Genomic DNA, 21,744 nt, shown 5'->3' with positions numbered 1-21,744 from the left:
CTGGCAACACCACCATCCCAGGTAGGTGAAAGTAATAAAAAACCTCTCGTCCCCAAGGGACGAGAGGTTTCTCCCGCGGTACCACCCTAATTGGTAAAGACTAATTGGTGGAGATGACGGGACTCGAACCCGTGACCTCCTGAATGCCATTCAGGCGCTCTCCCAGCTGAGCTACATCCCCACAACCTTTACCCACTTGACGGAATAACGGCCCTCTGCCGTCCTGGAGTAATCAATTCCCCCAGGCAACTCCGGGGCGAGTTCAACAACTTTGCTGACCGCCTCGCACCAACCGGCGGCTCTCTGACAGCTATGTTGTTTACTACTCCCCTTCATCGTCTTTCATTTTTACTTTTGCCCTTGCAGCTGAACTGTATTATAAACTATGTTCGGTCCGTTGTCAACACCGGCTGGCAAATAAATTTATCCGTGCATGGGTACACCCACAACCCGGGCATCCCCCCACAGGCGTTCCAGGTTATAAAACTGGCGCTCTTCTTCCTGAAAAACGTGGACTACCACATCGCCGTAATCCAGTAATATCCACCGTCCCTCGCGATATCCTTCTTTGCGGTACGGAGTTATTCCTGCCTGCTCCAGCTTATCTTCAATTTCTTCAGCGATGGATTTGGTATGGGTTGAAGACCTCCCGTTTAAAACTACAAAATAGTCGGCAATGATGGAAACACTTCCGATGTCCAACACCGTAATATCATAAGCCTTTTTTTCCTCGGCAGCCTCAACGGCAATGCGGGCCACAGCCTGTGGATCTAAAACCAATCAACACTCCTCCTTAGATATTTAACGTGGTATTATTATATTCTTTCCAAACTGGAAAGTTCCTTCCGGAAAATTAAGGACAGGCCTTTAGAATTTCCCCCAGCACCCCGTTTCTCGCGCTGCATATTTCCGGGTGCAGCAGAGCTCTTTTCCCCAGAGAAAATTCAATACTCCGGTCCAGGCAGGCAAGAAGACATTCATTTAAATCAATGAATGCCAGCTCCCGCAGTTTTTCTACTCCGGAGTAACGCCTGCCCGGCTCCACTTTGTCAGCCACAAAAATTATTTTATCCAGCATCTCCATTTTACTTGTCCCCGTGGTATGTAACGATATGGCCCTTAGAATCTTCGAATCGGTAACACCGAATTTTTTCCGGGCGATAACCGCCCCCACCGGCCCGTGTAAAAAAACGGGCAACAGTTTTTCCATTTCACCCACAGGCAAACCTTCTTCGGCGGCAATGCTTAATAATTCTTCGTCGCCCATTTCCCGGGCACAGTCATGCAGAAGGGCGGCCAAAGAAGCTTGTTCTTTCCCCAGACCATACCTGTCCGCAAGTTTAACCGCTATTTCCATGGTTCCCACCGAGTGCTCCAAGCGAAAATTGCTGATAAGCCCGGACAGCTTTTTTATCATTTTGTCCTCCAAAAGCGGTTATTCCCCCTGTACAATAAATCCCCCTGTAATACAAACAGTTTAACCCCTGTAAAGTCCCTTCTTATAAATATACTTTTCCACCGGCTCAGGCAAAAGATATTTGATTGGCCTTCCCTGTGACACCCGTATTCGGATGTCAGTTGAAGATATGGCCAGTGCCGGAACCTCCATGGTATATATATTGTTCAAATACTTCTTGGGAAGGGAACTTAAAGTATGCTCCAAATTTTCTAAGTTATAACCGGGACGGGTGGCCGCAATAAATTTACAAATGCTTAAAAGCTCCTCCACGTTTTTCCAGGTAAGTATCTCTAAAACCGCATCTGCGCCGGTAATAAAATAAATACTTGCCCCGGGATGGATTTCACGTACCGCCCGAACAGTATCAATGGTGTAAGAAACTCCTTCACGCTCGATTTCCAGGGCCGAAACTTCAAAGTGATCATTGGAATGTACCGCCCTTTCCACCATTGCCAGGCGGTGATGGGGGTGGGTCATTTCCTTGCCGGTTTTGTGGGGAGGCCTTGCGGCCGGGACAAATACAACCCGGTCCAGCTGAAACTCATATCTGGCCCCTTCCGCGGCCACCAGGTGGCCGTAATGAATGGGGTCAAAGGTCCCCCCCATAATGGCCAGTCTCTTTATGTCCTTAGCCTGCATCCACGATTCCATGCTGTTTTCCCCCACTGTTTATAATCTGCAACATTCTCGTCTAATTTTACAGTATGGAAATTGTTTTGTTAACAATTAATTTGTAATCTTAAAATTGTTAAATAAACAAAATTTTTTAGTTAGTTATCAGGTTGAAATGATATATAATAAAAATGTTTTGGAAAATAATATGCCGGACAAGAAGGAGCGGGTTTAGTGACCGGAACACTGGTAAATGTGGCAGCAATTTGTGCAGGTAGTTTGGTGGGGGCATTTTTAACCAGGGGCATTTCGGATAATATTAAAAGGACTCTCTCCCAGGGGCTGGGCCTTTCGGTAATACTGCTGGGACTGCAAATGGCATTTAAAACTGAAAATGTGCTTATCGTCATTTCCAGCCTGGCCGTCGGGGGTATCGTGGGGGAACTGGCCCGGATTGAGGAACGGCTGGATAACCTGGGCCGGTGGATAGAGGAAAAAGCGGCAAAGAAAGTACCAGGCAGCGGGGAGCAAAATATGGCCCGGGCCTTTGTGATGGCCAGCATAGTTTTTTGCGTGGGGGCAATGGCGGTAATGGGCTCCATAGAAGACGGGCTCACCGGGCAGCCCAAGATTCTTTTTGCCAAGTCCGTGCTGGACGGCATTGCTTCGGTGGTATTCGCATCCACCATGGGCATCGGAGTGATATTTTCCAGCGTGCCCGTGCTGCTGTATCAAGGAGGTATTACCCTGGCAGCATCCGCGGCGTCCACTTACCTCAGCGACCGGGTTATAGCGGAGCTGACGGCCACCGGCGGTTTGTTGATACTGGGTATAGGGTTAAATATTTTGGAACTGGCTAAAATCCGCGTGGGCAACCTTTTGCCGGCCATTCTTTTCGCCGCTGTCTTTGTAATCGCCCTGGAAAGGTTTTTTTAAAAGGCGCCTTTTAAGAGATACCCTTTTGTTCTTTCATTTCTTCCAGCAGCTTTGTTATTTCTTCCCGGCCAAAGAGATAGCTTTCCCCGCAGAAATGACATTTCACTTCCGCCCGCCCTTCTTTGACCAGCATATCCTCAAGTTCCTTGGCACCGAGGCTGAATAAGGCCTCTTCCACTTTATGCTTGTCGCACTTGCACTCAAAGGATACGGGATAGCTGCTCAAGATTTCATATTCAAACTGCAGTTCCTTGATTAAATCTTCCGGCTTATATCCCTGGTCAATAAGATTGCTGACGGTCCCCAGGCCGGTAAACCGTCGGGATAATCTTTCCCTGGTTTCATCGTCAACATCGCCCAGCACCTGAACCATCAGGCCCCCCGCGGCCCGGATGTGCCCGCCGGGCCCCGCCAGAACCCCCAGGGCCACGGCCGACGGAATTTGTTCAGAGGTATACAGGTAATAGGCAATGTCCTCGCCGATTTCGCCGGATACCAGCTCACAGCTGCCCACGAAGGGCTCCCTTAAGCCCAGGTCTTTTGATACATACAGCATACCCTTACCCACAGCCGCTCCTACGGGAAGCTTGCCCTCTTTTTCCCGGGGCAGGTCGACCGCCGGGTTTTGCACGTAGCCCCGAACTTTACCGTTCCCGTCAGCAGACACAACTATGCCCCCCAGGGGGCCGTCACCCAGAACACGAATGGTAAGGATATCCCGTCCCTTTATTTCAGTGGCCAGCATCAGCCCGGCCGTTAAAACCCGGCCCAAGGCGGCTGATGCCACCGGAGAGGTACCGTGCCTCCGCCGGGCCTCTTCCACTACCCCCGTGGAGGTTACTGCCACTATTCTTACCGGCTCGCCCCTGCCGACGGCCCGTACTAAACAATCCTGCATACACACCCCGCCTTTTCATCAAATAAGGCACCCAAATACGTTTTTTTATTTTTCTTCTTTTACCTTCATAACACTTTTAGTATGTCAAAATAAAGTTTGTCAAATAGGATATTAAAAATTTGTTCAATATTCAAGTTCAGTGCCGTAATCCCTTGCCCGGCTTTCCACAAATTCCTTTTGCTGGCTGGCGGCCGCATTGGAAGCCAGCCTCAAAGCCCGGGCCGCATCTCCGGCCCGGGCAGTTTTCTCTCCTTTAAGGAGGTCTGCAAACCCTCTCATTATCTGGGACAGTACAGCCCCCGGGCTGCCCCTGACAAATATTCTGCACCGGAGGGATAAAACCTTTTTATCTAAAAGAAGGATTCAAACTGCCGGCGGGGAAAAAATTAACCGGGAGTGATATTTAATGAATAATGCCGACGTAATTATTATCGGCGCCGGGGTTATAGGGCTGAGTATTGCCTACAACCTGGCCCGCAAGAGCCCGGACATGAAAATTACCGTTATAGAAAAGGAACAACTTCCCGGAATGGGCTCCACCGCCCGGTGCACCGGGGGAATTCGCCACCAGTTTGCCAGTAAGGTAAATGTCCAGCTAACTAAAATAAGCATCCCTTTTTTTAAGGAGTTCAACTCCCAAATGGGTGTGCCCATTTTCTTCCGGCAAAGGGGTTACCTGCTGTGTACCGGAAAGCAGGAACAGTTAGCGGAATTTAACAAAATGCTGAAAATCATGGAGGAACTCGATGTCCCGGCTTCTTTTCTGATGCCCGAAAAGGTAAAAAAATCATACCCCTTTATAAATACACAAGACCTTTTGGGGGCAACCTTTTGTCCCCTGGACGCCTACGCCGACCCCGGCAACGTGGTGCAAGGGTATGACAGCCAGGCCAGAAAGCTGGGAGTAGAAGTCCGGCTGAATGAGCCGGTGGAAAAAATTCTGTTGGAAGAGGAAAGGGTGCGGGGGATAAAAACACCCCGGGGTGAATTGCTGGCACCGGTTATTGTCAATGCCGCGGGACCCTGGTTTTCGCAAATAGCTTCCCTGGCCAAGCTCGAATTGCCCTCAAAGCCCTTCCGCCGGCAGGTATACGTTTGTTCGCCCATGGATGAGATACCCCGGCAAATTCCCCTGGTGGTGGACATGGACACCGGTTTCTATATACATGTGGAGAAAAACGGTACTCTACTGCTGGGAGGTACCGACAGGAATACCGCACCGGGCTACAGTACTGCCGTGGACTGGTCCTGCCTGGACAGTTTCATCGAAACGGCGGTACACAGAATCCCCGCCCTGGAAAGGGCAGAATTAAATAAAGCTTATGTGGGGATACGTTCCATAACCCCGGATTACCACGGCATACTGGGGGAGAGCAAGAAGCGTCCCGGGTTCTTCCTGGCCGGGGGGTTCGGAGGGCAGGGTTTCATGCACGCCCCGGCCATCGGGCTTATTGCCGCGGAGCTGATAATTAACGGAAAAACCGGCCTGGTGGATACGTCCCCCTTGTCTCCAGACAGGTTTGACAGCGAGACCGGGACCGAAGAAAATATGATTTTCTAAAAAACAAAAGGGGACAGTCCCTTTAAATAAAGAGGGACTGCCTCCTTCTCTGTTAGTACGGCCTCTGCTCCACGCGGAAATCTTCCCGCACCGCCATTTGTCCCACAGTGGTAGGCCGGGGCGGCGGGGCGGCCATGCGGGCAGGCTCTACATGATACCAGCCCCGGTCGTGCATAATATCGAATATTCGCTTTTGGAAATTAAGTTCATCATTATTAAGCTGGATAAATGCATTTCTTATGCGGTCGTTGGCGGCCTCCAAAACACCGGTGTGATAATTACTGGAAATATATTTAGTACCCATAAGCAGGTCGGTTAAAATATCCCTTTCGCTTAACTGCATTCGTGCACACCTCCTTTAACAATTACTGCCTGGGCATATAGCCGCCCGGTGCAGTTTCCTGGTGCAACATATTGTTTAAGGTACTTATGTGCCGCTGTCCCTTATCGGCCATCTCCCGCAGCAGCCCCTGGATAGCCGGGTCCCGCGTCTGGTTCATGTACATTTGCACTTTCCTTGCACAAAGCTCCTCGGCCATCAGCTGCTCCCGAATGGTAAGCATCTCCATTTCCGTTATCCGGCCCTGGTGCATGAAATCACCTCCTTGTATGATTACATACACTAGTTTTTACCGGCCAATACTTTTTATGTAAGGAATCCCCGTGGTAAAAATAACCTAATCTCCCTCCAACTTTGCTTTCACCCTCCCGGCCCATATCCTGTCCATTTCCACTTCCAAGCGCATCCCATCGGGGCCGTGTTCCCGGTGCAGAACCTGTCCCCTTCGGTAAATGATGTTCAGCAGGTTGCTCTTTTCATAGGGAATTTCAAATTTTACCCGCACCCTCTCCTTGGAAAGTGCTTCCTCCACAGCCAGAAGCAGCCGGTCCAATCCCTCACCGGTCCGGGCAGAAACGGCCACCCAGGGCACTGCCGGATCCGGCAAAAGGAACAGGTCCTTAACTTTATCCATTTTGTTAAAAACCGTTATTACGGGCTTGTGGCCCGCTTCCAGCGAATGCAGCACCGAGCTCACCGCCTCCATTTGCTCCGGGTAGCCGGGATGACTGGCATCCACCACGTGCAAGAGCAGGTCCGCCTCCGTAACCTCTTCCAGGGTGGCCCTGAAAGCAGCCACCAGGTGGTGGGGCAAATTGCGGATGAAACCCACCGTATCGGTAAAGAGAACTTCCTGGTTATTAGGAAGCCTGACCTTTCTGGTGGTAGGATCCAAAGTGGCAAAGAGTTTGTCTTCCGCAAGCACCCCTGCACCGGTCAAAGCATTTAAAAGGGTGGATTTCCCGGCATTGGTATATCCCACCAGGGATACCAGCGGAAGCGGAATTTCCTTGCGCCCCCGGCGCAAAAGCTCCCGGTGGCGCCTTATCTCAGCTATTTCTCTTCTTAAATCCGCTATGCGCTTTCTTATCCGCCGCCTGTCAATTTCCAGCTTGGTTTCCCCCGGCCCCCGGGTGCCTATTCCCCCGCCGAGGCGGGAAAGCTGGGTTCCCGTACCCACCAGGCGGGGAAGCATATATTCCAGCTGGGCCAGTTCCACCTGTAATTTTCCTTCCCTGGTGCGGGCCCGCCGGGCAAAAATATCCAGTATTAACTGGGTGCGGTCTATTACCCTGACTCCGGTAATATCTTCAAGGTTATTGGCCTGGGCCGGGGATATTTCCCGGTCGCAAATAATAAGGTCGGCATCCAGTTCACGGCAGATTTTTTTCAGTTCTTCCGCCTTTCCCCTGCCTATTAAAGTGGCGGGGTGGGGCTTTTTTCTCCTCTGCACCTGCACGTCAACAACAAAGGCCCCGGCTGTTTCCGCCAGCCTGGCTAATTCCTCCAATGAATCCTCCACCAGGCGGCTGTCCGTATCCGGAAGGTCTATGCCTATTAAAACGGCTCTTTCAGCGGCATTGCTTCCCTGTATTTCCACACATTTGCCCCCCTGCCACATCCTTTTAGGCCTGGCTGCATTGGGCTAACCGTCATCATTTTCGCCCTGCCCAAATATTATTTAGTAACGGTTATTCCTGTAACCGAGAGGTGCTAACTAATTGAAAAAGAAGGGCTTGATTTTATCTCTGGCACTATTATTCGCCCTTTCCCTTTGCGGCAGCGCCCGGGCCGGGTACTCCATAACCATCAGCAAAGCCAGCAACAGGCTGGCCCTTTATAAAGACGGCACCCTGGTTCGCATTTTCCCCGTTGCCACCGGCAGGCACCGGTCTCTTACCCCTGAAGGCACATTTACCATAGTTTGCAAACTGATAAACCCCTATTATGCCCGGGGCAAAATTTCCGGAGGAAGTCCCCGCAACCCACTGGGCCCGCGCTGGCTGGGTTTAAGCCTGGGGGGAGGAGGCACATACGGGATACACGGCACCAACAACCCCTCCTCCATCGGCACCTATGCCTCGGGCGGGTGCATACGCATGTATAACAAGGACATTATTTGGCTGTTTGACAGGGTGCCCGTAGGAACCCCGGTAACCATTAATAACATACCCTTAATGCCCGCCCCAAAAGAGGCCGAACCACGTCCCATAAAAATGCTGGCAGGAAGTAAAATTATATCTCTACCTCGCAACCAGCAGCCGAAAGAGAAGGAAAAACATATTTATATACCCTTGCGGCCTGCTGCCGAAAAGCTGGGCTACCAAATAATGTGGCACTACGAATATAACATAATTGAAATAAAAAAAGGGAAAGAAAAAACATATATTGACGCTGAAGGGGACTCCGTCGTCACCGGCGGCCGGTTTTACAGGCTGCCCGCCGGCGCGGTACTTAAAGAAAGCGGCCTTTACCTGCCGCTGGAATTTTTCAATCTCCTGCCGGGGATAACCGCTAGGTGGAACGAAAAAAACAGGGAAGTGGTACTGCATAATAGTGATAATTCTTAAGTTCCATCTCCGTAAGAGGTGGAACTTTTTTTATTCAATTCTTCTCAAGCCCGCCTCCCGGGCGATTTCCAGCGCCTCGTTAAATTCTTCCCGGGTAATGCGGCGGTTTATTTCAGGATATTCCCGGGCCTTGTAAGCGGGGTAATATTGGGCCATTATATTTACATAGGTATCGGGAGAAATTTCCCGGGCCAGGAATTCCATAACCTCCCGGGTGCCGGAAATGCCTCCGGGCATTACCAGGTGCCTTACCAGCAGCCCCCGGACCGCAATGCCCCGCTCGTCTACAACTAAGTCTCCCACCTGCCGGTGCATTTCCCGCACCGCCACCCGGGCCACGTCAAAATAACGGGGCACCCTCGAGTACTTCTTACCCATCTCATTGGAGCCAAACTTAATATCGGGCATGTAAATATCTATAATGCCGTCGAGTAATTGCAAAGTATGCAGGGCATCGTACCCGCCGGTATTGTAGACCAGGGGTATTTTCAGGCCGTCCTCCACCGCCGGTACCAGCGCCTCCAGTATTTGCGGGACAAAGTGTGTGGGAGAAACCAGATTGACGTTATGGCAGCCCATATCCTGAAGTTCAAGCATAATGTCCGCCAGTTCCCGGGCGCTGACCTCCCTCCCCTCGTCATATTGACTGATTTCGCAGTTCTGGCAAAATACACAGGCCAAATTGCAGTGGGCAAAAAAGACGGTTCCCGAGCCGCGGGCCCCCACCAGGACGTCTTCTTCGCCGAAATGGGGCCCGTAACTGCTCACCACCGCCTTTCCGGGGGCCCGGCAAAAGCCGGTTCCCCCCGTGCGGTCAACCCGGCAGTCTCGACCGCAAATGTTACACTCCCGGAGCATGGCGAGTGCCTTCCCGGCCCTTTCCCTGAGCTCATCCACCGAAAGCCTTATTCCCATAATTCCCCTCCCGCCTGCCAAATGTTTACTTGCACTATAATTATATCCCGTATTATTAAGTGAATAAGGCTTAAAATTTCACATAACTTGACTTTTTTAAAACCATATCCCGCAGCCAGACAGGAAATGCCTTCTTTGATAACGAATAGTTATTAATTACTATAAATTCAGGGGTGCACAAAATGATCGACGTTAAAGCACTGGACAAAATAATTAACGACACCCTTAAAGCCCTGGAAGAAAGTAAAAGACAGCTGTATGACATTGCGGAAAATACCCGTGAAGAGTACCTGCAGGCAAGCAAAGAATTGGAAATCGCCAAAAAGGAAGTTACCAAAATAATTAAGCACGTAGACCTGCTGGAAAAAAAGGAAAAAAAAGCCAGAATCCGGTTAATGGAGGTAAGCCGCAATTTTTCACGGTTTACCGAAACTGACATAAAGGCCGCCTATAAAGAGGCACAGCGGCTGCAGCTTTTGTTAAATGACTGGCGGCACCGGGAAATGATGGCCCGCTTCAGGCGGGACCAGCTGGAGCGCACTGTCAAACAACTGCGGGAAACATTGCAAAAAGCGGAAAATTTGATGTCCCACCTGGGAGCGGTATTTAACTACCTGAGCAACAGCCTCCAGTCGGCATCTCAAAAAATAAACGAGCTGCAGCAAATGCACCAGATGGGCGTTAACATCATACGGGCCCAGGAAGAAGAGAGAAAAAGGGTGGCCCGGGAAATTCACGACGGCCCGGCCCAGCTTCTCGCCAATATAGTCATGCGGGCTGAATTTTGTCTTAAGCTGCTGGAAGTTGATCCCGGTAAGGTTCGGGACGAGCTGAAAGCACTGCAGGAACTGGTGCGGCGAAGCCTGCAGGATGTTCGAAAAATTATATTCGACCTGCGCCCCATGGCACTGGACGATCTGGGATTGATAGCCACTTTAAAGCGCTACCTGGAAGAGTACAGGAAACAAAACAACATAGAAACCGAGCTGGTATGCCTGGGCAGGAACAAGCGCATGCCGGCGGCAGTCGAGGTGGCCGTATTCCGCATAATTCAAGAATGCCTTAATAACATCCACAAGCACGCCCGGGCCAAACACGCAACCGTAAAAGTTGAAATGCTGGACGACAGGATAAATGTAACGGTTCGTGATGACGGGAAAGGATTTGACGTAAAGGCCGTTCAAAAAGATGCGGGAATGGAAGGATACGGGCTGGTTAACATGAGGGAGAGGGCCGGCCTTTTAAACGGAAAAATCGACATACAGAGCGCCCCCGGCAGCGGTACAACCGTAAGCCTCTCCATTCCCGTCAACGAATGGTTTGACAACCCGCCCAGGGAAGAATAAATTCAAAACAAAGGGGTTTGCCTATGACCGGAAAAAAAACAAAGGTTTTGGTAGCGGACGACCATGCGTTAATTCGCGAAGGCTTAAGACGCATACTTTCCCTGGAACCTTCCATATCGCTGGTGGGTGAGGCGGAAAATGGAAAACAGGCGGTTGAGGCCGTCCTGGAGAAAGGGGCGGACGTGGTCCTCATGGACATAAACATGCCGGAAATGAACGGCATTGAAGCATGCAGGATAATCAAGGAAAAATCGCCCCGCACCCAGGTCATTGCCCTGACCATCCACGAGGACGAGGAATACCTCTTTGAAATGATCCGGTCCGGGATATCGGCCTACCTGTTAAAAGACGTCAGCCCCGACCAGCTAATCCGGACGGTGCTGGGCGTCGCCCGGGGGGAATCCTTCATTCCGCCCAGGCTTATGACCCGGGTTTTCCAGGAATTCAGCCGCCTCTCCTCCACCCCCGGAAACGAATCCCACGGGCTCACCAAAAGGGAACTGGAAGTGCTGCAGCTGGTGGCCCAGGGCGAAAACAATAAATCCATTGCCGAAAAGCTGTTTATCAGCGAAAAAACGGTAAAAAACCACCTGACCAATATATTTCAGAAACTTAACGTAACCGACAGGACCCAGGCCGCCCTGTACGCCATCAAAAATAAAATAGTGAAAATATGAAAAGGCCCGCTTTTTGCGTGGAAGCGGGCCTTTTTTATTTTTAAACCAGATAGTACCGCGGTCCCAAAATTTTCAGGAAGCTTATCCTTAAAAAACCATACTGGAGATTCATGCTAAGAATGCAGAAAAATGTTAAGCTAAAAACCACAACAGAACGGATTAAGAGGAATAACCGGAGGTGGTTGCCGACGGAGGTTCTGAGACTGTGGCACGAGGAAAGCGGGCAGGGAATGTTGGAATATGCACTGATACTTTTATTTGTTGCTTTGGTTTGTATAAGCGGGCTGAGATTGCTGGGAGAAAGTATTAAAGTACCCCTGGAACGGGTTACCGGAGAATTGTAATAAAATTTTAAGAAAGGTGGGTTTTGCAAAATGATGGATTTGCTGAAAAGGTTGTGGAAAGAAGAAGAGGGGCAAGGTATGGTAGAGTACGGGTTGATCTTAGCCTTAGTAGCGGTAGCGTTAATTGGTGCTCTCATCGCAATGCAAGGCAAACTTGATACCTTGTTTGGAAATGTTGAAACCGGGCTTGAAGGCACAGACCCTAATGCACAATAATAGCTTAGGTACTTTTAATTATAACCCTTCCAACCCTACTTAACCCCCATTTAAGTAGGGTTGTTTTATAAAACCGAAGGGACTGATGACCGTGATCTTGGACATACTACTCCTTTCTGTCACAGCCCTCTCCCTCTACACCGACCTGCGGTATAACAAAATCTACAACGGAGTGGTTCTCCCGGCCACCGGGCTGGCCCTGGCCTATCACCTCTACGCAGGCGGTCCCCCGGAGCTGTGGTGGAGCGTAAAGGGATTGCTACTGGGTATGGGCCTTTTAATCATCCCCTTTGCCCTGGGGGGCATGGGGGCCGGGGACGTAAAGCTCCTGGGCTTCATCGGGGCCTGCGGGGGACCGGCATTTGCCTGGCTCACCTTCCTGGCAGCCGCCCTGGCCGGGGGATTGCTGGCCCTGGCCATACTCATCAAAAACGGGCGGCTGCTGCTAAGCCTGAGGGCGGTATGGTACACCTCCCTTTCCTTCTTCGGCGCGGCACCCCGGGTCAACATGTTCGGCAGCCTGGAAGGACAGAATGCACTGGCCTTCCCCTACGGGGCGGCTATAACCGCAGGAACGGTGGTTGCCTACCTTTTGGGGGGAAATTTTCCAAGATAAGTCCTTCTTGTTAAAGGTAAGGTGGAAAAATTCCCCCAAATTGAGGTGAAAGTACCATGTTCCAATTCCTTAGCAAATTGAAAAAATCCAACCGGGGCCAATCCCTGGTGGAACTGGCCCTGGTTTTGCCCGTACTGATCGCAATCCTTTTCGGCATCCTGGAATTCGGGCGTATTTTCCACTCTTACCTGGTAATCACCCACGCAGCCCGGGAAGGAGCCCGGTTCGGAATAATAAGCAAGGACGTTGAACAGATAAAGCAAAAGGTTCTTGATGCCGCACCCGGAATAGACCTTAAGATGGAGGACATTGACGTAAACCCCTCTGACAACCTCACCACCGGGATTCCCCTCACCGTTACCGTAGAGTACGAGGTAGAACTTTTCACCCCGGTGCTGGCCGATATTCTGCCCAACCCGGTGCCCATATCCGCTTCCAGCACCATGCGGGTGGAGTAAGGAAACCGGCAATGATTTGCAAAAAACTAAGTAAAATTTATGCAGAAGAAAAAGGGCTGGCCCTGCTGCTGGTGGCAGTGGCCATGACGGTTATACTGGGATTTACCGCCCTGGTGGTGGATGTGGGCTCGCTGTACCTGACCCGGAGCCGGTTAATTAATGCCTGCGATGCCGCGGCCCTGGCCGCGGCCCGGGAACTGCCGGACGGGGACCCGGAAAACGTGGCCAAAGAGTACCTGCAAAGGAACAACGTTGACCCTGCAGAAGCGGAAATAACGGTAAGCAGCGATAACAAGAGAATTACCGTCCGGGCAAGCCGCAACGTAGAATACACCTTCGCCCGGGTGCTGGGCTTTACTTCCCGAACGGTAAGCGCCGCTGCAACGGCTGAATACGGCGCTGTTTCCTCGGCCAGCGGCGTAGCCCCCTTTGCCGTCCCGGAGCAGGAACTGGTTTACGATAAACAATACGTGCTTAAGGAAGGCGCCGGCCAAAGCGTAGATGACGGCTTTAGAATTCACGGCAACTTTGGGGCCCTGGCCCTGGGAGGGAAAGGAGCTAACAATTATAAGAACAACTTAAAATACGGCTACGACGGTATCATAACCATCGGCGACTGGGTGGAAACCGAACCTGGCAACATGTCCGGGCCCACCTACGACGGAGTAACCTATCTTCTGAACCAGTGCACCCATAACTGCACCCCGGAAAATTACAGGCCGGACTGCCCGCGGGTCATAATTGTACCCATCTTTGATCCCAGTACCCTGGAACAGGGCCGGGACGACGTGCGCATTGTAGGATTCGGCGCCTTCCTACTGGAAGGCGTGGAAGGCCGGGGAAATGAGTCCACGGTCACCGGAACTTTCCTGCAAATGGCCCCTCCCCCGGATGTCTCATACGATATAGACCCTGACGCCCCGGACTACGGCCTCCACGCCACCAGACTGGTAGAGTAAAGGAGACGACACCATGAAAAACAGGCTAATCCTACTCCTGGCCGTCATTTTTGCCCTGATGGCCGCCCTTGGAACCTATAAGTACCTGGAAAATTTAAAGGAAACCTACCGGGAATCCGGCAATTTCGCAAAAGTAGCAGTGGCGGCCACACACATACCCGCTAAAACCCCCATTACAGAACAAATGCTAAAATTTGTGGATATGCCGGCAAAATACATACTCCCCGGCTCAGTGGTCAGTGCCAGAGACGCGGTGGGCAAACTTGCCCGCAGCGACATTTTCCCCGGTGAACAAATTCTCCGGGACAAACTCATAGATAAAAACGACCCGGCCGGCGGCCTGCCGGCTAAAATCACCCCGGGCCAGCGGGCCGTCACCATAGCCGTAGACCAGGTGTCCGCCCTGGCGGGAATGGTAACCCCCGGGGACAGGGTGGACGTAGCGGTTACCCTGGATACGGAGGGAGGCCCGGTAACCAGCACCATACTTTACAACGTGCCGGTGCTGGCTGTAAATAAAACTATCGGTCCCGGCAACGCCGGGAAAAAATCGAGTCCGGAAACGGCGACCCTTATGGTGAGCCCCGCCCAGGCCCAGCAGCTCATCCTGGCCAGCGAAACGGGATCGGTACGACTGCTGCTGCGCTCACCGGAGGATGACAGGGCTGCCGGGCTGCCCTCCACCAGGCTAAAAGAGCTTATACGTTAAAGAAAGACGAGGTGTTTAAATTGTCCACTTCCATTACCGTATTGATAGCGGACGATATAGCTAACACCCGGGAAGACATCAAAAGGCTTCTGTACTTTGAAGAAGATATAGAAGTGGTAGGTGAGGCCGGAGACGGCGAGGAAGCCATTGCCATGAGCAGGGAACTCCGCCCCGACATAATCCTCATGGACATCAATATGCCCCGCCTGGACGGCATAAGCGCCACTGAAGCCATATCCATGGAGATACCGGAATGCGCCATTATCATAATCTCCATTCAGGGAGAGCACGAATACCTCAGAAAAGCCATGAACGCCGGGGCCCGGGAATTTCTGGTCAAGCCCTTTTCCGCAAGCGAACTGGCCGAAACCATTCGTAAGGTATACGAGACCCACCAAAAACGCAGCACATACTTAAAAATGCCTCAGCAGGAACTGAAGGATGCGGCCTACCGTAAGCAGCGGGGGCGGGTAATAACATTCTTTTCCACCAAAGGGGGAACGGGCAAAACCACTTTGGCTACCAACCTGGCAGTTTGCCTCTCCCAGGAAACTAAGAAAAATGTGGCACTTGTGGACCTGGATTTGACTGCCGGGGATATAGCGGTTCTTTTGAACATAGACGTCAAGGGCACCATTGCCGACCTGGTGCAGGAACAGGATAACATTGATTTCGGGCTCCTGGATTCCTTTTTAATCCCCCACCTTTCGGGCACCAAGCTGCTGGCCGCCCCCACCGGCCCCGAGCAGGCCGAGCTGGTCCGGCCCGAACACGTGGAGCAAGTCCTGCAACTGCTGAAAGATAATTTCGATTACGTAGTAGTGGATACCGCACCCTTTTACAGCGATATCAATCTGGGAGTACTGGAGGCCAGCGACCAGGTAATACTGGTGCTGACCCAGGAACTGACCAGCCTAAAACAAACCACAACCGCCCTGGAAATATTAAATACCTTAAACTACGCCCCCCGGGTGCGGGTGGTACTGAACCAGTACAGCAGCGAGTCAGGAATCAAAACTCCGGACCTGGAAAAAAGCCTGAGCACCGGCCTGTCCGCAATAATTCCCGAAGACCGCAAAACCGTTAGAGACGCCATCAATAAAGGGCTCCCCTTTGTTATGGCCCGGACCGGCAGCCGGGTGGCCCTCTCGGTGCGGGAAATGGTAACCGCGTTAAATTTGGCCGCCCCTGAGGATATGCCGGAACCGGAAGAAGAAGCACCAAAAAAATCATTGATAAGCAGAATTTTCAGCTTCTAGTTGGGGGTGAGAATTAAAAATGTCTTTACTTGAGCGGCTGGAAGCCAAAAAGGCGGCAAACGGAGCCCGGGAAACCGAAAAGGAAGTGCCCCCTCCCCGGCAGGACCCTTATGAACAAATTAAATCCCGGCTGCACAAAGAAGTGGTGGCCAAACTCAAGGATATGCCTGCCGAGGATAAGGAAGACAACGAAACCCTGGCCCGGCGCATAGAACAGCTGGCGGAAGAAATCCTTTCGGAACAGGAAGGCACGCATATCCCCCGCCTGGAACGCCTGCGCCTGGCGAAGGAACTGGTAGATGAAATTACCGGCTTCGGGCCCATCACCCCTCTTTTGAACGACCCAGAAATAACCGAAATAATGGTTAACGGCCCCTACCAGGTTTATGTGGAAAAGAAGGGACGCCTGGTCAAAACCAACGTGCGCTTCAAAGATGATGACCATGTAATGCATATTATAGAGCGAATCGTGGCGCCTTTAGGCCGGCGCATAGATGAAAGCATGCCCATGGTGGACGCCCGGCTGCCTGACGGATCCAGGGTAAACGCTATCATACCGCCCCTGGCCCTGCACGGGCCCACAATAACAATCAGAAAATTTTCCCGGGATCCTTTCCAGGTGGAAGACCTTATACGGTTCGGCACTTTGACTGAACAGATGGCCCGATTTCTGGAAGCCTGTGTAAAATCCCGCCTGAATATAATAGTTTCCGGGGGAACAGGCAGCGGTAAAACCACCACGCTGAACGTCCTTTCTTCTTTCATTCCCGCCCACGAGCGAATTATAACCATTGAAGATGCGGCAGAACTCCAGCTGCGCCAGGAACATGTACTCACCCTGGAAAGCCGCCCCCCTAATATTGAAGGGAAAGGTGAAATTACCATTCGCGACTTGGTGCGAAACGCCCTGCGCATGCGCCCGGACCGTATCGTGGTGGGCGAGGTGCGCAGCGGAGAGGCCCTGGACATGCTCCAGGCCATGAACACGGGGCATGACGGCTCCCTAACCACCGGGCACGCCAATTCTCCCCGGGACTTGCTTTCCCGCCTGGAAACCATGGTACTGATGGCGGGAATGGATCTTCCCATCCGGGCCATCCGGGAGCAAATATCGTCGGCCATAGACCTTATAATCCACCAGAGCAGGCTGCGAGATGGTTCCCGCAAGATTACCCATATCACCGAAGTTCAAGGCATGGAAGGTGACGTAATTATCCTGCAGGACTTATTCTACTTCCGCCAGCGGGGAGTAAATTCCGACGGTACGGTGGTGGGAGAATTCCAGGCCACGGGTATCAGACCCAAATTTATCGACCGCATAGAAGCTGCGGGGTTCAAGCTGCCGCCGGAAGTATTTGAGCCGTCCGTTTTTTAGGAGGTGGCCCCGGTGGAACCGAAAACCATTGCCGTCCTGGTATTTATTTCTGCAGTATTACTGGTACCGGGCATTCAACAGTTAAAGGCCGCCGAAGAACAGCTGGTGACCCTGCGCATGCAGCGCTTTAGTGCCAGGCAATTCAAGGAAAAATTAAGTAAGTTACATCTAAATAAAGATAAGGAGGAGCTCTGGCGCCGCCTGCTTACCTCGGCCAGCCAGGTGTTTTTGGCCCGCCGCCTGGGCCAGCTGGTGGAAAAACAGCTTTCTGAGGCAGACGTACCCCTCAAGGGAGAGGAATTTGTAGTTATTATAGCTGTATCCGGCATAACAGCCGGCGCATTTTTCACAGCGCTTACCATGGACCTGAAAACAGGCCTGGTTGCCTCCACTGCCGCGTCAATGCTTCCCTTTTTGCTGGTGCGCACGGCCCGTGCCCGCAGGCTGACCGCCTTTAACGCCCAAATAGGTGATGCGCTGGCCATCATGGCCAACTCTTTGCGCTCGGGCTTCAGCTTTTTGCAATCCATGGATATGGTACGCCGGGAGCTCCCCGACCCCATTCGGAAGGAATTTTCCCGCGCTTTTCGGGAGATAAACCTGGGCACTCCTGTGGAAGAGGCCTTGCAAAACCTGGTATCCCGGGTAAACAGCGAGGACATGGAGCTGGTGGTAACGGCTGTACTTATCCAGCGCCAGGTAGGCGGTAACCTGGCCGAAATACTGGATAATATCGGAAATACAATCCGCGAGCGCATCCGCATCAAGGGGGAAATTAAAACCATTACTGCCCAGGGCCGCATATCCGGCCTTATTATCGGCCTTTTGCCGATAATCCTGGCAGCAATGATGTTTATATTAAATCCCGAATATATAATGACCCTTTTTACCTCGGAAATAGGTAAGCTCTTGCTTTTAGCCGCCATTTTCGGCGAGCTGCTGGGCATCCTTTTAATTAAGAAAATAGTTAATATTGAAGTTTAAGGGGGATCCCCATGATTTATTTAATAGTGGCGGGAGTTTTCGGTGCCGTACTTACCGGAACCCTGGCATCCTACCGGCTTATTTTCGGAGAGCGCATCAGGCTGGCCCAAAGAGTAGATGAGGTGGTGGGCAGCCAGAGCCGGCCAGTATCAGCCCGGGAACAAGAATTGTCCGCCCCCCTTTTCCAGAGGGCCGTAAAGCCCCTGCTCTCCTACCTGGCCGGAATGTTAGCCCGCTTTATTCCCGCTACCCGAGAGGCTTCCCTGGCCCAAAAAATGATTGAGGCCGGAAACCCGGGGAAACTGACACCCCGGGAAATGCTGTTAATAAAATATTTGCTGGCTGCAGGGGGAGGCGCCTTTTTGTGGCTGCTGGCCGGCTCCCTGCCCCTAACCACGGCCCAGTGTATGTTGCTGGCCGCGGCCGGCGTACCCCTGGGCTGGCTGCTGCCCGATTCATACCTGAAATCCCGGGCCCGGAAACGGAAAGCAGACGTGGAAAAAAACCTGCCTGACGTACTGGATCTGCTCACGGTAAGCGTAGAGGCAGGGCTGGGCTTTGACGGTGCCCTGATGAAAGTGGTGGAAAAGTCCAAGGGCGTGCTGGCCGATGAATTCCTGCAGGTGCTTCAAGAAACCAAGATGGGAAAAGCGCGCCGGGAAGCATTGAGGGATATGGCCGGCAGGCTGGCGGTGGACGACCTTTCCAATTTTGTGGGCTCGGTTATCCTGGCCGACAGGCTTGGTATCAGCATCGGCAACGTCCTGCGCCTGCAAAGCGTGCAGATGCGCCAAAAGCGCCGCCAGCGGGCAGAAGAAAAGGCCATGAAGGCCCCGGTAAAAATGCTGATTCCCATGGTGCTGTTCATTTTTCCGGCCATTTTCATTGTTTTGCTGGGGCCGGCGGTGATTAATATTATTAAAGCCCTTTCCATGTAGGCCTAAATTATTTTTTGGGAAGGTATGGAAATGAAGTTAATAAACACCCACACCGGCTGTATACTGGCTTCCCGGGTGGAATTTGCCACCACTTTCCAGGCCCGGCTGAAAGGACTTTTGGGCAGGTCCTCCTTGCCCCAAAATGCAGCCCTGGTACTTTGTCCCTGTTCATCCATTCACACTTTTTTTATGAAATTTCCCATAGACGCAGTCTTCCTGGATAGTAATTTAAAAGTAGTAGAGATAATGGAAAATATCCCCCCTTTCCGGTTTTCCAGGATAGTTAAAGGAGCCCGCCTGACAGTGGAACTCCCCGCCGGCACAATTAGCAAAACCGGCACCCTGCCCGGCCATCAAATCGAGTTAAAATCTGTGAGGTGATCTCAATGAAGCTCAAAATACATAAAAAAAGTATACCGGCTCAAAGGGGCCCTTTGCGGGGCTTCTCCCTAACCTTCCGCCTGAGCCTGGGAATTACCCTGCTCATCATCTTCCTCATGGCAGCGGTGGGATTTGCCACCTTTATGCGTGACCGCAACGCCCTGATGGAAGAAATATACTCCCGGGGCCGGTCCACCATGGGAACCGTACAAACCCTGGCCACTGTCCCGCTCAAGCACCAAAATTACAGGTTGCTTAATGAACTGGTTAACAAGCTGGCCCAGGACCCCCTGATAAACGAGGCGGCAATTTTGGACAGCTCGGGTAAATTCATAGCCCATAACAATACGGAAAAACTAAGTGAACCTGAGCAAGGAGAAAAAATCAAAGAAGCTTTGTTGGACAAGGACATACATACCGGCTATTTAACCAACAACGAAGGTATGGCCACCGCCCTCACTTTTACCGCTCCCATAAAAGATGAATCCCAACAAATACTGGGATACGTCCACCTGGCCCTGGACCTGTCCTGGATTCGGGCCCACCTGGAGGAAATTGTCAAAAATATATTATTTAACCTTGTGCTGGCCACCATCGCGGGAATGCTCTTAACCCGCTTGATAATCTTGCGGTCGGTACACCGTCCCGTACAATCCCTGGTTGAAGCCACCGAAAAAGTATCCACCGGCGATTTTTCCGCAAAAATACCGATAACCACCCGGGATGAATTGGGGCGCCTGGCCCAGGCCTTTAATACCATGACTGACCAGCTGGGAGTTCTTTTCCAATCCATACGCAGCACGGCATCCGATATGAAATATACTTCCAATTTAATTGTTCAACGGTCGGAACAATCCCGCGATAAAGAACAAGAAAACGGAGAAGAGATAATGAAAGAAATAAACTCCGCTGCCCGGCGCCTCACCCGCATGTCGGATAAACTGAATTCCCTGGCCCTGCAGTTTAAAACCGAAAGTACCAATACTTCCGCTTAAAAAATAAAGGGCCAGGTCTCAACATTCAAAAACAATGTCAAATGTTGAGACCTGGCCCTTATACGTTGAACCTGATGTTCAAAATGTCCCCGTCTTTAACTACATAATCCTTGCCCTCCAGGCGGACCAGCCCTTTTTCCCTGGCCGCCGCCATGCTCCCGCACTCTTTTAAATCGTCAAAGTGAATTACCTCGGCCCTTATAAAGCCCCGTTCCATATCCGTATGTATTTTCCCCGCCGCCTTCCGGGCATCGGTTCCCTTTTTAATGGTCCAGGCCTTAACCTCATCCTCGCCCACGGTAAAAAAGGAAATTAAGCCCAGCTGGTCATAGGCGGCCCGGGCCAGCCGGTCAATACCGGACTCTGTAATCCCCAGGTCTTCCATGAAAATATCACGGTCTTCCTCAGGCAATTGGGCTATTTCCATTTCCAGCTGCCCGCAAACCTCAATCAGCTTGATACCTTTTTCCGCCGCCAAGGCCTCCAGTTCCTGTTTGCGGGGGTATTCACCGGCCTTAAACTGCCTCTCATCGGTATTTACAACAAGAATTACCGGCTTTTCGCTGAAAAAACTGTAGTTTTGAAGCATTTCCCGCTCCTTTTCACTCAATTCCACCCGGTGCAGCGGCACCTCGTTCTCCAAAGCCTCCAGCAGTTTTTGCAGTACTTCCAGTTCGGCCGCCGCTTCCTTTTTGACCTTTTTACCGCCCTTAATGCGCTCTATTCTTTTTTCCACCAGGTCCAGGTCAGCCAGCAGAAGTTCCATGTCTATAGTTTCCACATCCCGCAGGGGGTCAATGCTACCGTCTGAATGCGGAACGCCGGGATTCTCAAAGGCCCGCACCACGTGCACCAGCAGATCGGATTTGCGGATGGAATCCAGGAACCGGTTGCCGACGCCCTTTCCTTGACTGGAACCCCGCACCAGACCCGGTACGTCACTGAATTGAATTTGGGCATAGGTGGTCTTTTTCGGCTTATACATATCAGACAGGCAATCTATGCGTTTATCCGGAACTTTGGCCATGCCCACATTGGTTTCCGTTTTCCCCGTCAGGTAGCCGGAAGTTTCCGCCCCGGCATTGGTTACCAAGTTGAATATGGTGGTCTTACCAACCATGGGCAGCCCCACTATGCCAATTTCCATGTCCGTCACTCCCGCACTTACTCTGTAATCTCTGGAATTTTAACACATC

The 21,744-nt window shown here is 51.8% G+C and carries 28 protein-coding genes and 1 tRNA gene; 17 read left to right on the top strand and 12 right to left on the bottom strand.

Annotation, left to right across the window (positions count from 1 at the left end; genetic code table 11):
• Nucleotides 1–105 precede the first annotated feature (105 nt).
• The 5 genes from ACX4JR_RS03375 to nadD form a co-directional block, all read right to left on the bottom strand.
• Nucleotides 106–181 (bottom strand) — tRNA-Ala (locus tag ACX4JR_RS03375).
• Nucleotides 172–336, bottom strand: coding sequence for a hypothetical protein (locus ACX4JR_RS03370; RefSeq protein WP_476059646.1), 165 nt, complete (start codon nt 334–336; stop codon nt 172–174). Before ACX4JR_RS03370 ends, ACX4JR_RS03375 begins: the two co-directional genes overlap by 10 nt.
• 87 nt (nt 337–423) lie before the next feature.
• Entirely contained in the window at nt 424–780 is a 357-nt protein-coding gene (gene rsfS / locus ACX4JR_RS03365) for a ribosome silencing factor (RefSeq protein WP_476059645.1), read from the bottom strand.
• Nucleotides 781–853: 73 nt separating this feature from the next.
• Nucleotides 854–1,417, bottom strand: coding sequence for a bis(5'-nucleosyl)-tetraphosphatase (symmetrical) YqeK (yqeK, locus tag ACX4JR_RS03360; RefSeq protein WP_476059644.1), 564 nt, complete (start codon nt 1,415–1,417; stop codon nt 854–856).
• A 60-nt stretch (nt 1,418–1,477) separates the two neighbouring features.
• The gene (gene nadD / locus ACX4JR_RS03355) at nt 1,478–2,110 is read right to left on the bottom strand and encodes a nicotinate-nucleotide adenylyltransferase (protein WP_476059643.1); all 633 of its coding nucleotides are present in this window, start codon (nt 2,108–2,110) and stop codon (nt 1,478–1,480) included.
• A gap of 195 nt (nt 2,111–2,305) precedes the next feature.
• Here nadD and ACX4JR_RS03350 point away from each other — a divergent pair, with 195 nt between their 5' ends.
• The gene (locus ACX4JR_RS03350) at nt 2,306–3,007 is read left to right on the top strand and encodes a DUF554 domain-containing protein (RefSeq protein WP_476059642.1); all 702 of its coding nucleotides are present in this window, start codon (nt 2,306–2,308) and stop codon (nt 3,005–3,007) included.
• Nucleotides 3,008–3,017: 10 nt separating this feature from the next.
• Here ACX4JR_RS03350 and hslO read toward each other — a convergent pair whose 3' ends face one another.
• Nucleotides 3,018–3,905: an Hsp33 family molecular chaperone HslO gene (gene hslO, locus ACX4JR_RS03345; RefSeq protein ID WP_476059641.1), complete on the bottom strand. Its 888-nt coding sequence runs from the start codon at nt 3,903–3,905 to the stop codon at nt 3,018–3,020.
• A gap of 123 nt (nt 3,906–4,028) precedes the next feature.
• Nucleotides 4,029–4,184, bottom strand: a complete 156-nt coding sequence (locus ACX4JR_RS03340; RefSeq protein ID WP_476059640.1) for a hypothetical protein — start codon at nt 4,182–4,184, stop codon at nt 4,029–4,031.
• A 127-nt stretch (nt 4,185–4,311) separates the two neighbouring features.
• On the opposite strand from ACX4JR_RS03340, the gene ACX4JR_RS03335 reads away from it, so the two are divergent.
• Nucleotides 4,312–5,466, top strand: coding sequence for an NAD(P)/FAD-dependent oxidoreductase (locus ACX4JR_RS03335; protein WP_476059639.1), 1,155 nt, complete (start codon nt 4,312–4,314; stop codon nt 5,464–5,466).
• 52 nt (nt 5,467–5,518) lie between these two features.
• Here ACX4JR_RS03335 and ACX4JR_RS03330 read toward each other — a convergent pair whose 3' ends face one another.
• From ACX4JR_RS03330 to hflX, 3 genes are all read right to left on the bottom strand, one after another.
• On the bottom strand, nt 5,519–5,809 hold the full coding sequence (locus ACX4JR_RS03330) for a spore coat protein (protein WP_476059638.1): 291 nt from the start codon (nt 5,807–5,809) through the stop codon (nt 5,519–5,521).
• 22 nt (nt 5,810–5,831) lie between these two features.
• A complete protein-coding gene (locus tag ACX4JR_RS03325) occupies nt 5,832–6,059 on the bottom strand; it encodes a hypothetical protein (protein ID WP_476059637.1) in 228 nt (75 codons plus the stop codon).
• An 84-nt stretch (nt 6,060–6,143) separates the two neighbouring features.
• On the bottom strand, nt 6,144–7,427 hold the full coding sequence (gene hflX / locus ACX4JR_RS03320; RefSeq protein ID WP_476059636.1) for a GTPase HflX: 1,284 nt from the start codon (nt 7,425–7,427) through the stop codon (nt 6,144–6,146).
• Nucleotides 7,428–7,527: 100 nt separating this feature from the next.
• On the opposite strand from hflX, the gene ACX4JR_RS03315 reads away from it, so the two are divergent.
• Nucleotides 7,528–8,376, top strand: a complete 849-nt coding sequence (locus ACX4JR_RS03315; protein ID WP_476059635.1) for a L,D-transpeptidase family protein — start codon at nt 7,528–7,530, stop codon at nt 8,374–8,376.
• Between the two features lie 30 nt (nt 8,377–8,406).
• On the opposite strand, the gene ACX4JR_RS03310 is transcribed toward ACX4JR_RS03315, so the two are convergent.
• Nucleotides 8,407–9,291 (bottom strand): radical SAM protein, encoded by an 885-nt coding sequence (locus ACX4JR_RS03310; protein WP_476059634.1) that lies wholly within the window; start codon nt 9,289–9,291, stop codon nt 8,407–8,409.
• Nucleotides 9,292–9,473: 182 nt separating this feature from the next.
• Between ACX4JR_RS03310 and ACX4JR_RS03305 the strand changes: the two genes are divergently transcribed.
• The 14 genes from ACX4JR_RS03305 to ACX4JR_RS03240 all read left to right on the top strand — a co-directional run bounded on the left by ACX4JR_RS03305 (nt 9,474) and on the right by ACX4JR_RS03240 (nt 20,548).
• Entirely contained in the window at nt 9,474–10,637 is a 1,164-nt protein-coding gene (locus tag ACX4JR_RS03305; RefSeq protein ID WP_476059633.1) for a sensor histidine kinase, read from the top strand.
• A gap of 23 nt (nt 10,638–10,660) precedes the next feature.
• Nucleotides 10,661–11,314 carry a response regulator gene (locus tag ACX4JR_RS03300; RefSeq protein WP_476059632.1) on the top strand — a complete coding sequence of 218 codons (654 nt, stop codon included), beginning with the start codon at nt 10,661–10,663 and terminating at the stop codon, nt 11,312–11,314.
• Between the two features lie 182 nt (nt 11,315–11,496).
• Nucleotides 11,497–11,658 carry a Flp family type IVb pilin gene (locus ACX4JR_RS03295; protein WP_476059631.1) on the top strand — a complete coding sequence of 54 codons (162 nt, stop codon included), beginning with the start codon at nt 11,497–11,499 and terminating at the stop codon, nt 11,656–11,658.
• A gap of 30 nt (nt 11,659–11,688) precedes the next feature.
• The gene (locus ACX4JR_RS03290) at nt 11,689–11,874 is read left to right on the top strand and encodes a Flp family type IVb pilin (RefSeq protein ID WP_476059630.1); all 186 of its coding nucleotides are present in this window, start codon (nt 11,689–11,691) and stop codon (nt 11,872–11,874) included.
• 85 nt (nt 11,875–11,959) lie between these two features.
• Complete coding sequence (locus ACX4JR_RS03285) at nt 11,960–12,490, top strand: A24 family peptidase (protein WP_476059629.1); 531 nt, start codon at nt 11,960–11,962, stop codon at nt 12,488–12,490.
• A gap of 56 nt (nt 12,491–12,546) precedes the next feature.
• Nucleotides 12,547–12,948: a TadE/TadG family type IV pilus assembly protein gene (locus ACX4JR_RS03280; protein ID WP_476059628.1), complete on the top strand. Its 402-nt coding sequence runs from the start codon at nt 12,547–12,549 to the stop codon at nt 12,946–12,948.
• Nucleotides 12,949–12,959: 11 nt separating this feature from the next.
• Nucleotides 12,960–13,907, top strand: a complete 948-nt coding sequence (locus ACX4JR_RS03275; protein ID WP_476059627.1) for a pilus assembly protein TadG-related protein — start codon at nt 12,960–12,962, stop codon at nt 13,905–13,907.
• 13 nt (nt 13,908–13,920) lie between these two features.
• Entirely contained in the window at nt 13,921–14,616 is a 696-nt protein-coding gene (cpaB, locus tag ACX4JR_RS03270) for a Flp pilus assembly protein CpaB (protein ID WP_476059626.1), read from the top strand.
• Between the two features lie 20 nt (nt 14,617–14,636).
• The gene (locus ACX4JR_RS03265) at nt 14,637–15,875 is read left to right on the top strand and encodes a CpaE/TadZ family protein (protein ID WP_476059625.1); all 1,239 of its coding nucleotides are present in this window, start codon (nt 14,637–14,639) and stop codon (nt 15,873–15,875) included.
• A 19-nt stretch (nt 15,876–15,894) separates the two neighbouring features.
• Nucleotides 15,895–17,250, top strand: a complete 1,356-nt coding sequence (locus tag ACX4JR_RS03260) for a CpaF family protein (protein WP_476059624.1) — start codon at nt 15,895–15,897, stop codon at nt 17,248–17,250.
• A gap of 12 nt (nt 17,251–17,262) precedes the next feature.
• Nucleotides 17,263–18,234 (top strand): type II secretion system F family protein, encoded by a 972-nt coding sequence (locus ACX4JR_RS03255; RefSeq protein ID WP_476059623.1) that lies wholly within the window; start codon nt 17,263–17,265, stop codon nt 18,232–18,234.
• An 11-nt stretch (nt 18,235–18,245) separates the two neighbouring features.
• A complete protein-coding gene (locus ACX4JR_RS03250; RefSeq protein ID WP_476059622.1) occupies nt 18,246–19,172 on the top strand; it encodes a type II secretion system F family protein in 927 nt (308 codons plus the stop codon).
• 30 nt (nt 19,173–19,202) lie between these two features.
• A complete protein-coding gene (locus ACX4JR_RS03245; protein WP_476059621.1) occupies nt 19,203–19,553 on the top strand; it encodes a DUF192 domain-containing protein in 351 nt (116 codons plus the stop codon).
• Between the two features lie 5 nt (nt 19,554–19,558).
• Nucleotides 19,559–20,548: a HAMP domain-containing protein gene (locus ACX4JR_RS03240; RefSeq protein ID WP_476059620.1), complete on the top strand. Its 990-nt coding sequence runs from the start codon at nt 19,559–19,561 to the stop codon at nt 20,546–20,548.
• Between the two features lie 58 nt (nt 20,549–20,606).
• On the opposite strand, the gene ychF is transcribed toward ACX4JR_RS03240, so the two are convergent.
• Entirely contained in the window at nt 20,607–21,695 is a 1,089-nt protein-coding gene (ychF, locus tag ACX4JR_RS03235; RefSeq protein ID WP_476059619.1) for a redox-regulated ATPase YchF, read from the bottom strand.
• Nucleotides 21,696–21,744: the final 49 nt, after the last annotated feature.

The organism is Desulfofundulus sp. JL263-se (assembly GCF_056316025.1).
The sequence above is the reverse complement of the archived record's forward strand: the minus strand, read 5'-3'. Positions and strand labels throughout refer to the sequence as shown.

What these genes read in the sequence shown, in the direction of transcription:
- ACX4JR_RS03370 (WP_476059646.1), bottom strand. Translation starts at nt 336, where the DNA reads ATGAAGGGGAGTAGTAAACAACATAGCTGTCAGAGAGCCGCCGGTTGG.
- yqeK (WP_476059644.1), bottom strand. Translation starts at nt 1,417, where the DNA reads ATGATAAAAAAGCTGTCCGGGCTTATCAGCAATTTTCGCTTGGAGCAC.
- nadD (WP_476059643.1), bottom strand. Translation starts at nt 2,110, where the DNA reads ATGGAATCGTGGATGCAGGCTAAGGACATAAAGAGACTGGCCATTATG.
- hslO (WP_476059641.1), bottom strand. Translation starts at nt 3,905, where the DNA reads ATGCAGGATTGTTTAGTACGGGCCGTCGGCAGGGGCGAGCCGGTAAGA.
- ACX4JR_RS03340 (WP_476059640.1), bottom strand. Translation starts at nt 4,184, where the DNA reads ATGAGAGGGTTTGCAGACCTCCTTAAAGGAGAGAAAACTGCCCGGGCC.
- ACX4JR_RS03335 (WP_476059639.1), top strand. Translation starts at nt 4,312, where the DNA reads ATGAATAATGCCGACGTAATTATTATCGGCGCCGGGGTTATAGGGCTG.
- ACX4JR_RS03330 (WP_476059638.1), bottom strand. Translation starts at nt 5,809, where the DNA reads ATGCAGTTAAGCGAAAGGGATATTTTAACCGACCTGCTTATGGGTACT.
- ACX4JR_RS03325 (WP_476059637.1), bottom strand. Translation starts at nt 6,059, where the DNA reads ATGCACCAGGGCCGGATAACGGAAATGGAGATGCTTACCATTCGGGAG.
- hflX (WP_476059636.1), bottom strand. Translation starts at nt 7,427, where the DNA reads ATGTGGCAGGGGGGCAAATGTGTGGAAATACAGGGAAGCAATGCCGCT.
- ACX4JR_RS03310 (WP_476059634.1), bottom strand. Translation starts at nt 9,291, where the DNA reads ATGGGAATAAGGCTTTCGGTGGATGAGCTCAGGGAAAGGGCCGGGAAG.
- ACX4JR_RS03305 (WP_476059633.1), top strand. Translation starts at nt 9,474, where the DNA reads ATGATCGACGTTAAAGCACTGGACAAAATAATTAACGACACCCTTAAA.
- ACX4JR_RS03300 (WP_476059632.1), top strand. Translation starts at nt 10,661, where the DNA reads ATGACCGGAAAAAAAACAAAGGTTTTGGTAGCGGACGACCATGCGTTA.
- ACX4JR_RS03290 (WP_476059630.1), top strand. Translation starts at nt 11,689, where the DNA reads ATGATGGATTTGCTGAAAAGGTTGTGGAAAGAAGAAGAGGGGCAAGGT.
- ACX4JR_RS03285 (WP_476059629.1), top strand. Translation starts at nt 11,960, where the DNA reads ATGACCGTGATCTTGGACATACTACTCCTTTCTGTCACAGCCCTCTCC.
- ACX4JR_RS03280 (WP_476059628.1), top strand. Translation starts at nt 12,547, where the DNA reads ATGTTCCAATTCCTTAGCAAATTGAAAAAATCCAACCGGGGCCAATCC.
- ACX4JR_RS03275 (WP_476059627.1), top strand. Translation starts at nt 12,960, where the DNA reads ATGATTTGCAAAAAACTAAGTAAAATTTATGCAGAAGAAAAAGGGCTG.
- cpaB (WP_476059626.1), top strand. Translation starts at nt 13,921, where the DNA reads ATGAAAAACAGGCTAATCCTACTCCTGGCCGTCATTTTTGCCCTGATG.
- ACX4JR_RS03260 (WP_476059624.1), top strand. Translation starts at nt 15,895, where the DNA reads ATGTCTTTACTTGAGCGGCTGGAAGCCAAAAAGGCGGCAAACGGAGCC.
- ACX4JR_RS03250 (WP_476059622.1), top strand. Translation starts at nt 18,246, where the DNA reads ATGATTTATTTAATAGTGGCGGGAGTTTTCGGTGCCGTACTTACCGGA.
- ACX4JR_RS03245 (WP_476059621.1), top strand. Translation starts at nt 19,203, where the DNA reads ATGAAGTTAATAAACACCCACACCGGCTGTATACTGGCTTCCCGGGTG.
- ACX4JR_RS03240 (WP_476059620.1), top strand. Translation starts at nt 19,559, where the DNA reads ATGAAGCTCAAAATACATAAAAAAAGTATACCGGCTCAAAGGGGCCCT.
- ychF (WP_476059619.1), bottom strand. Translation starts at nt 21,695, where the DNA reads ATGGAAATTGGCATAGTGGGGCTGCCCATGGTTGGTAAGACCACCATA.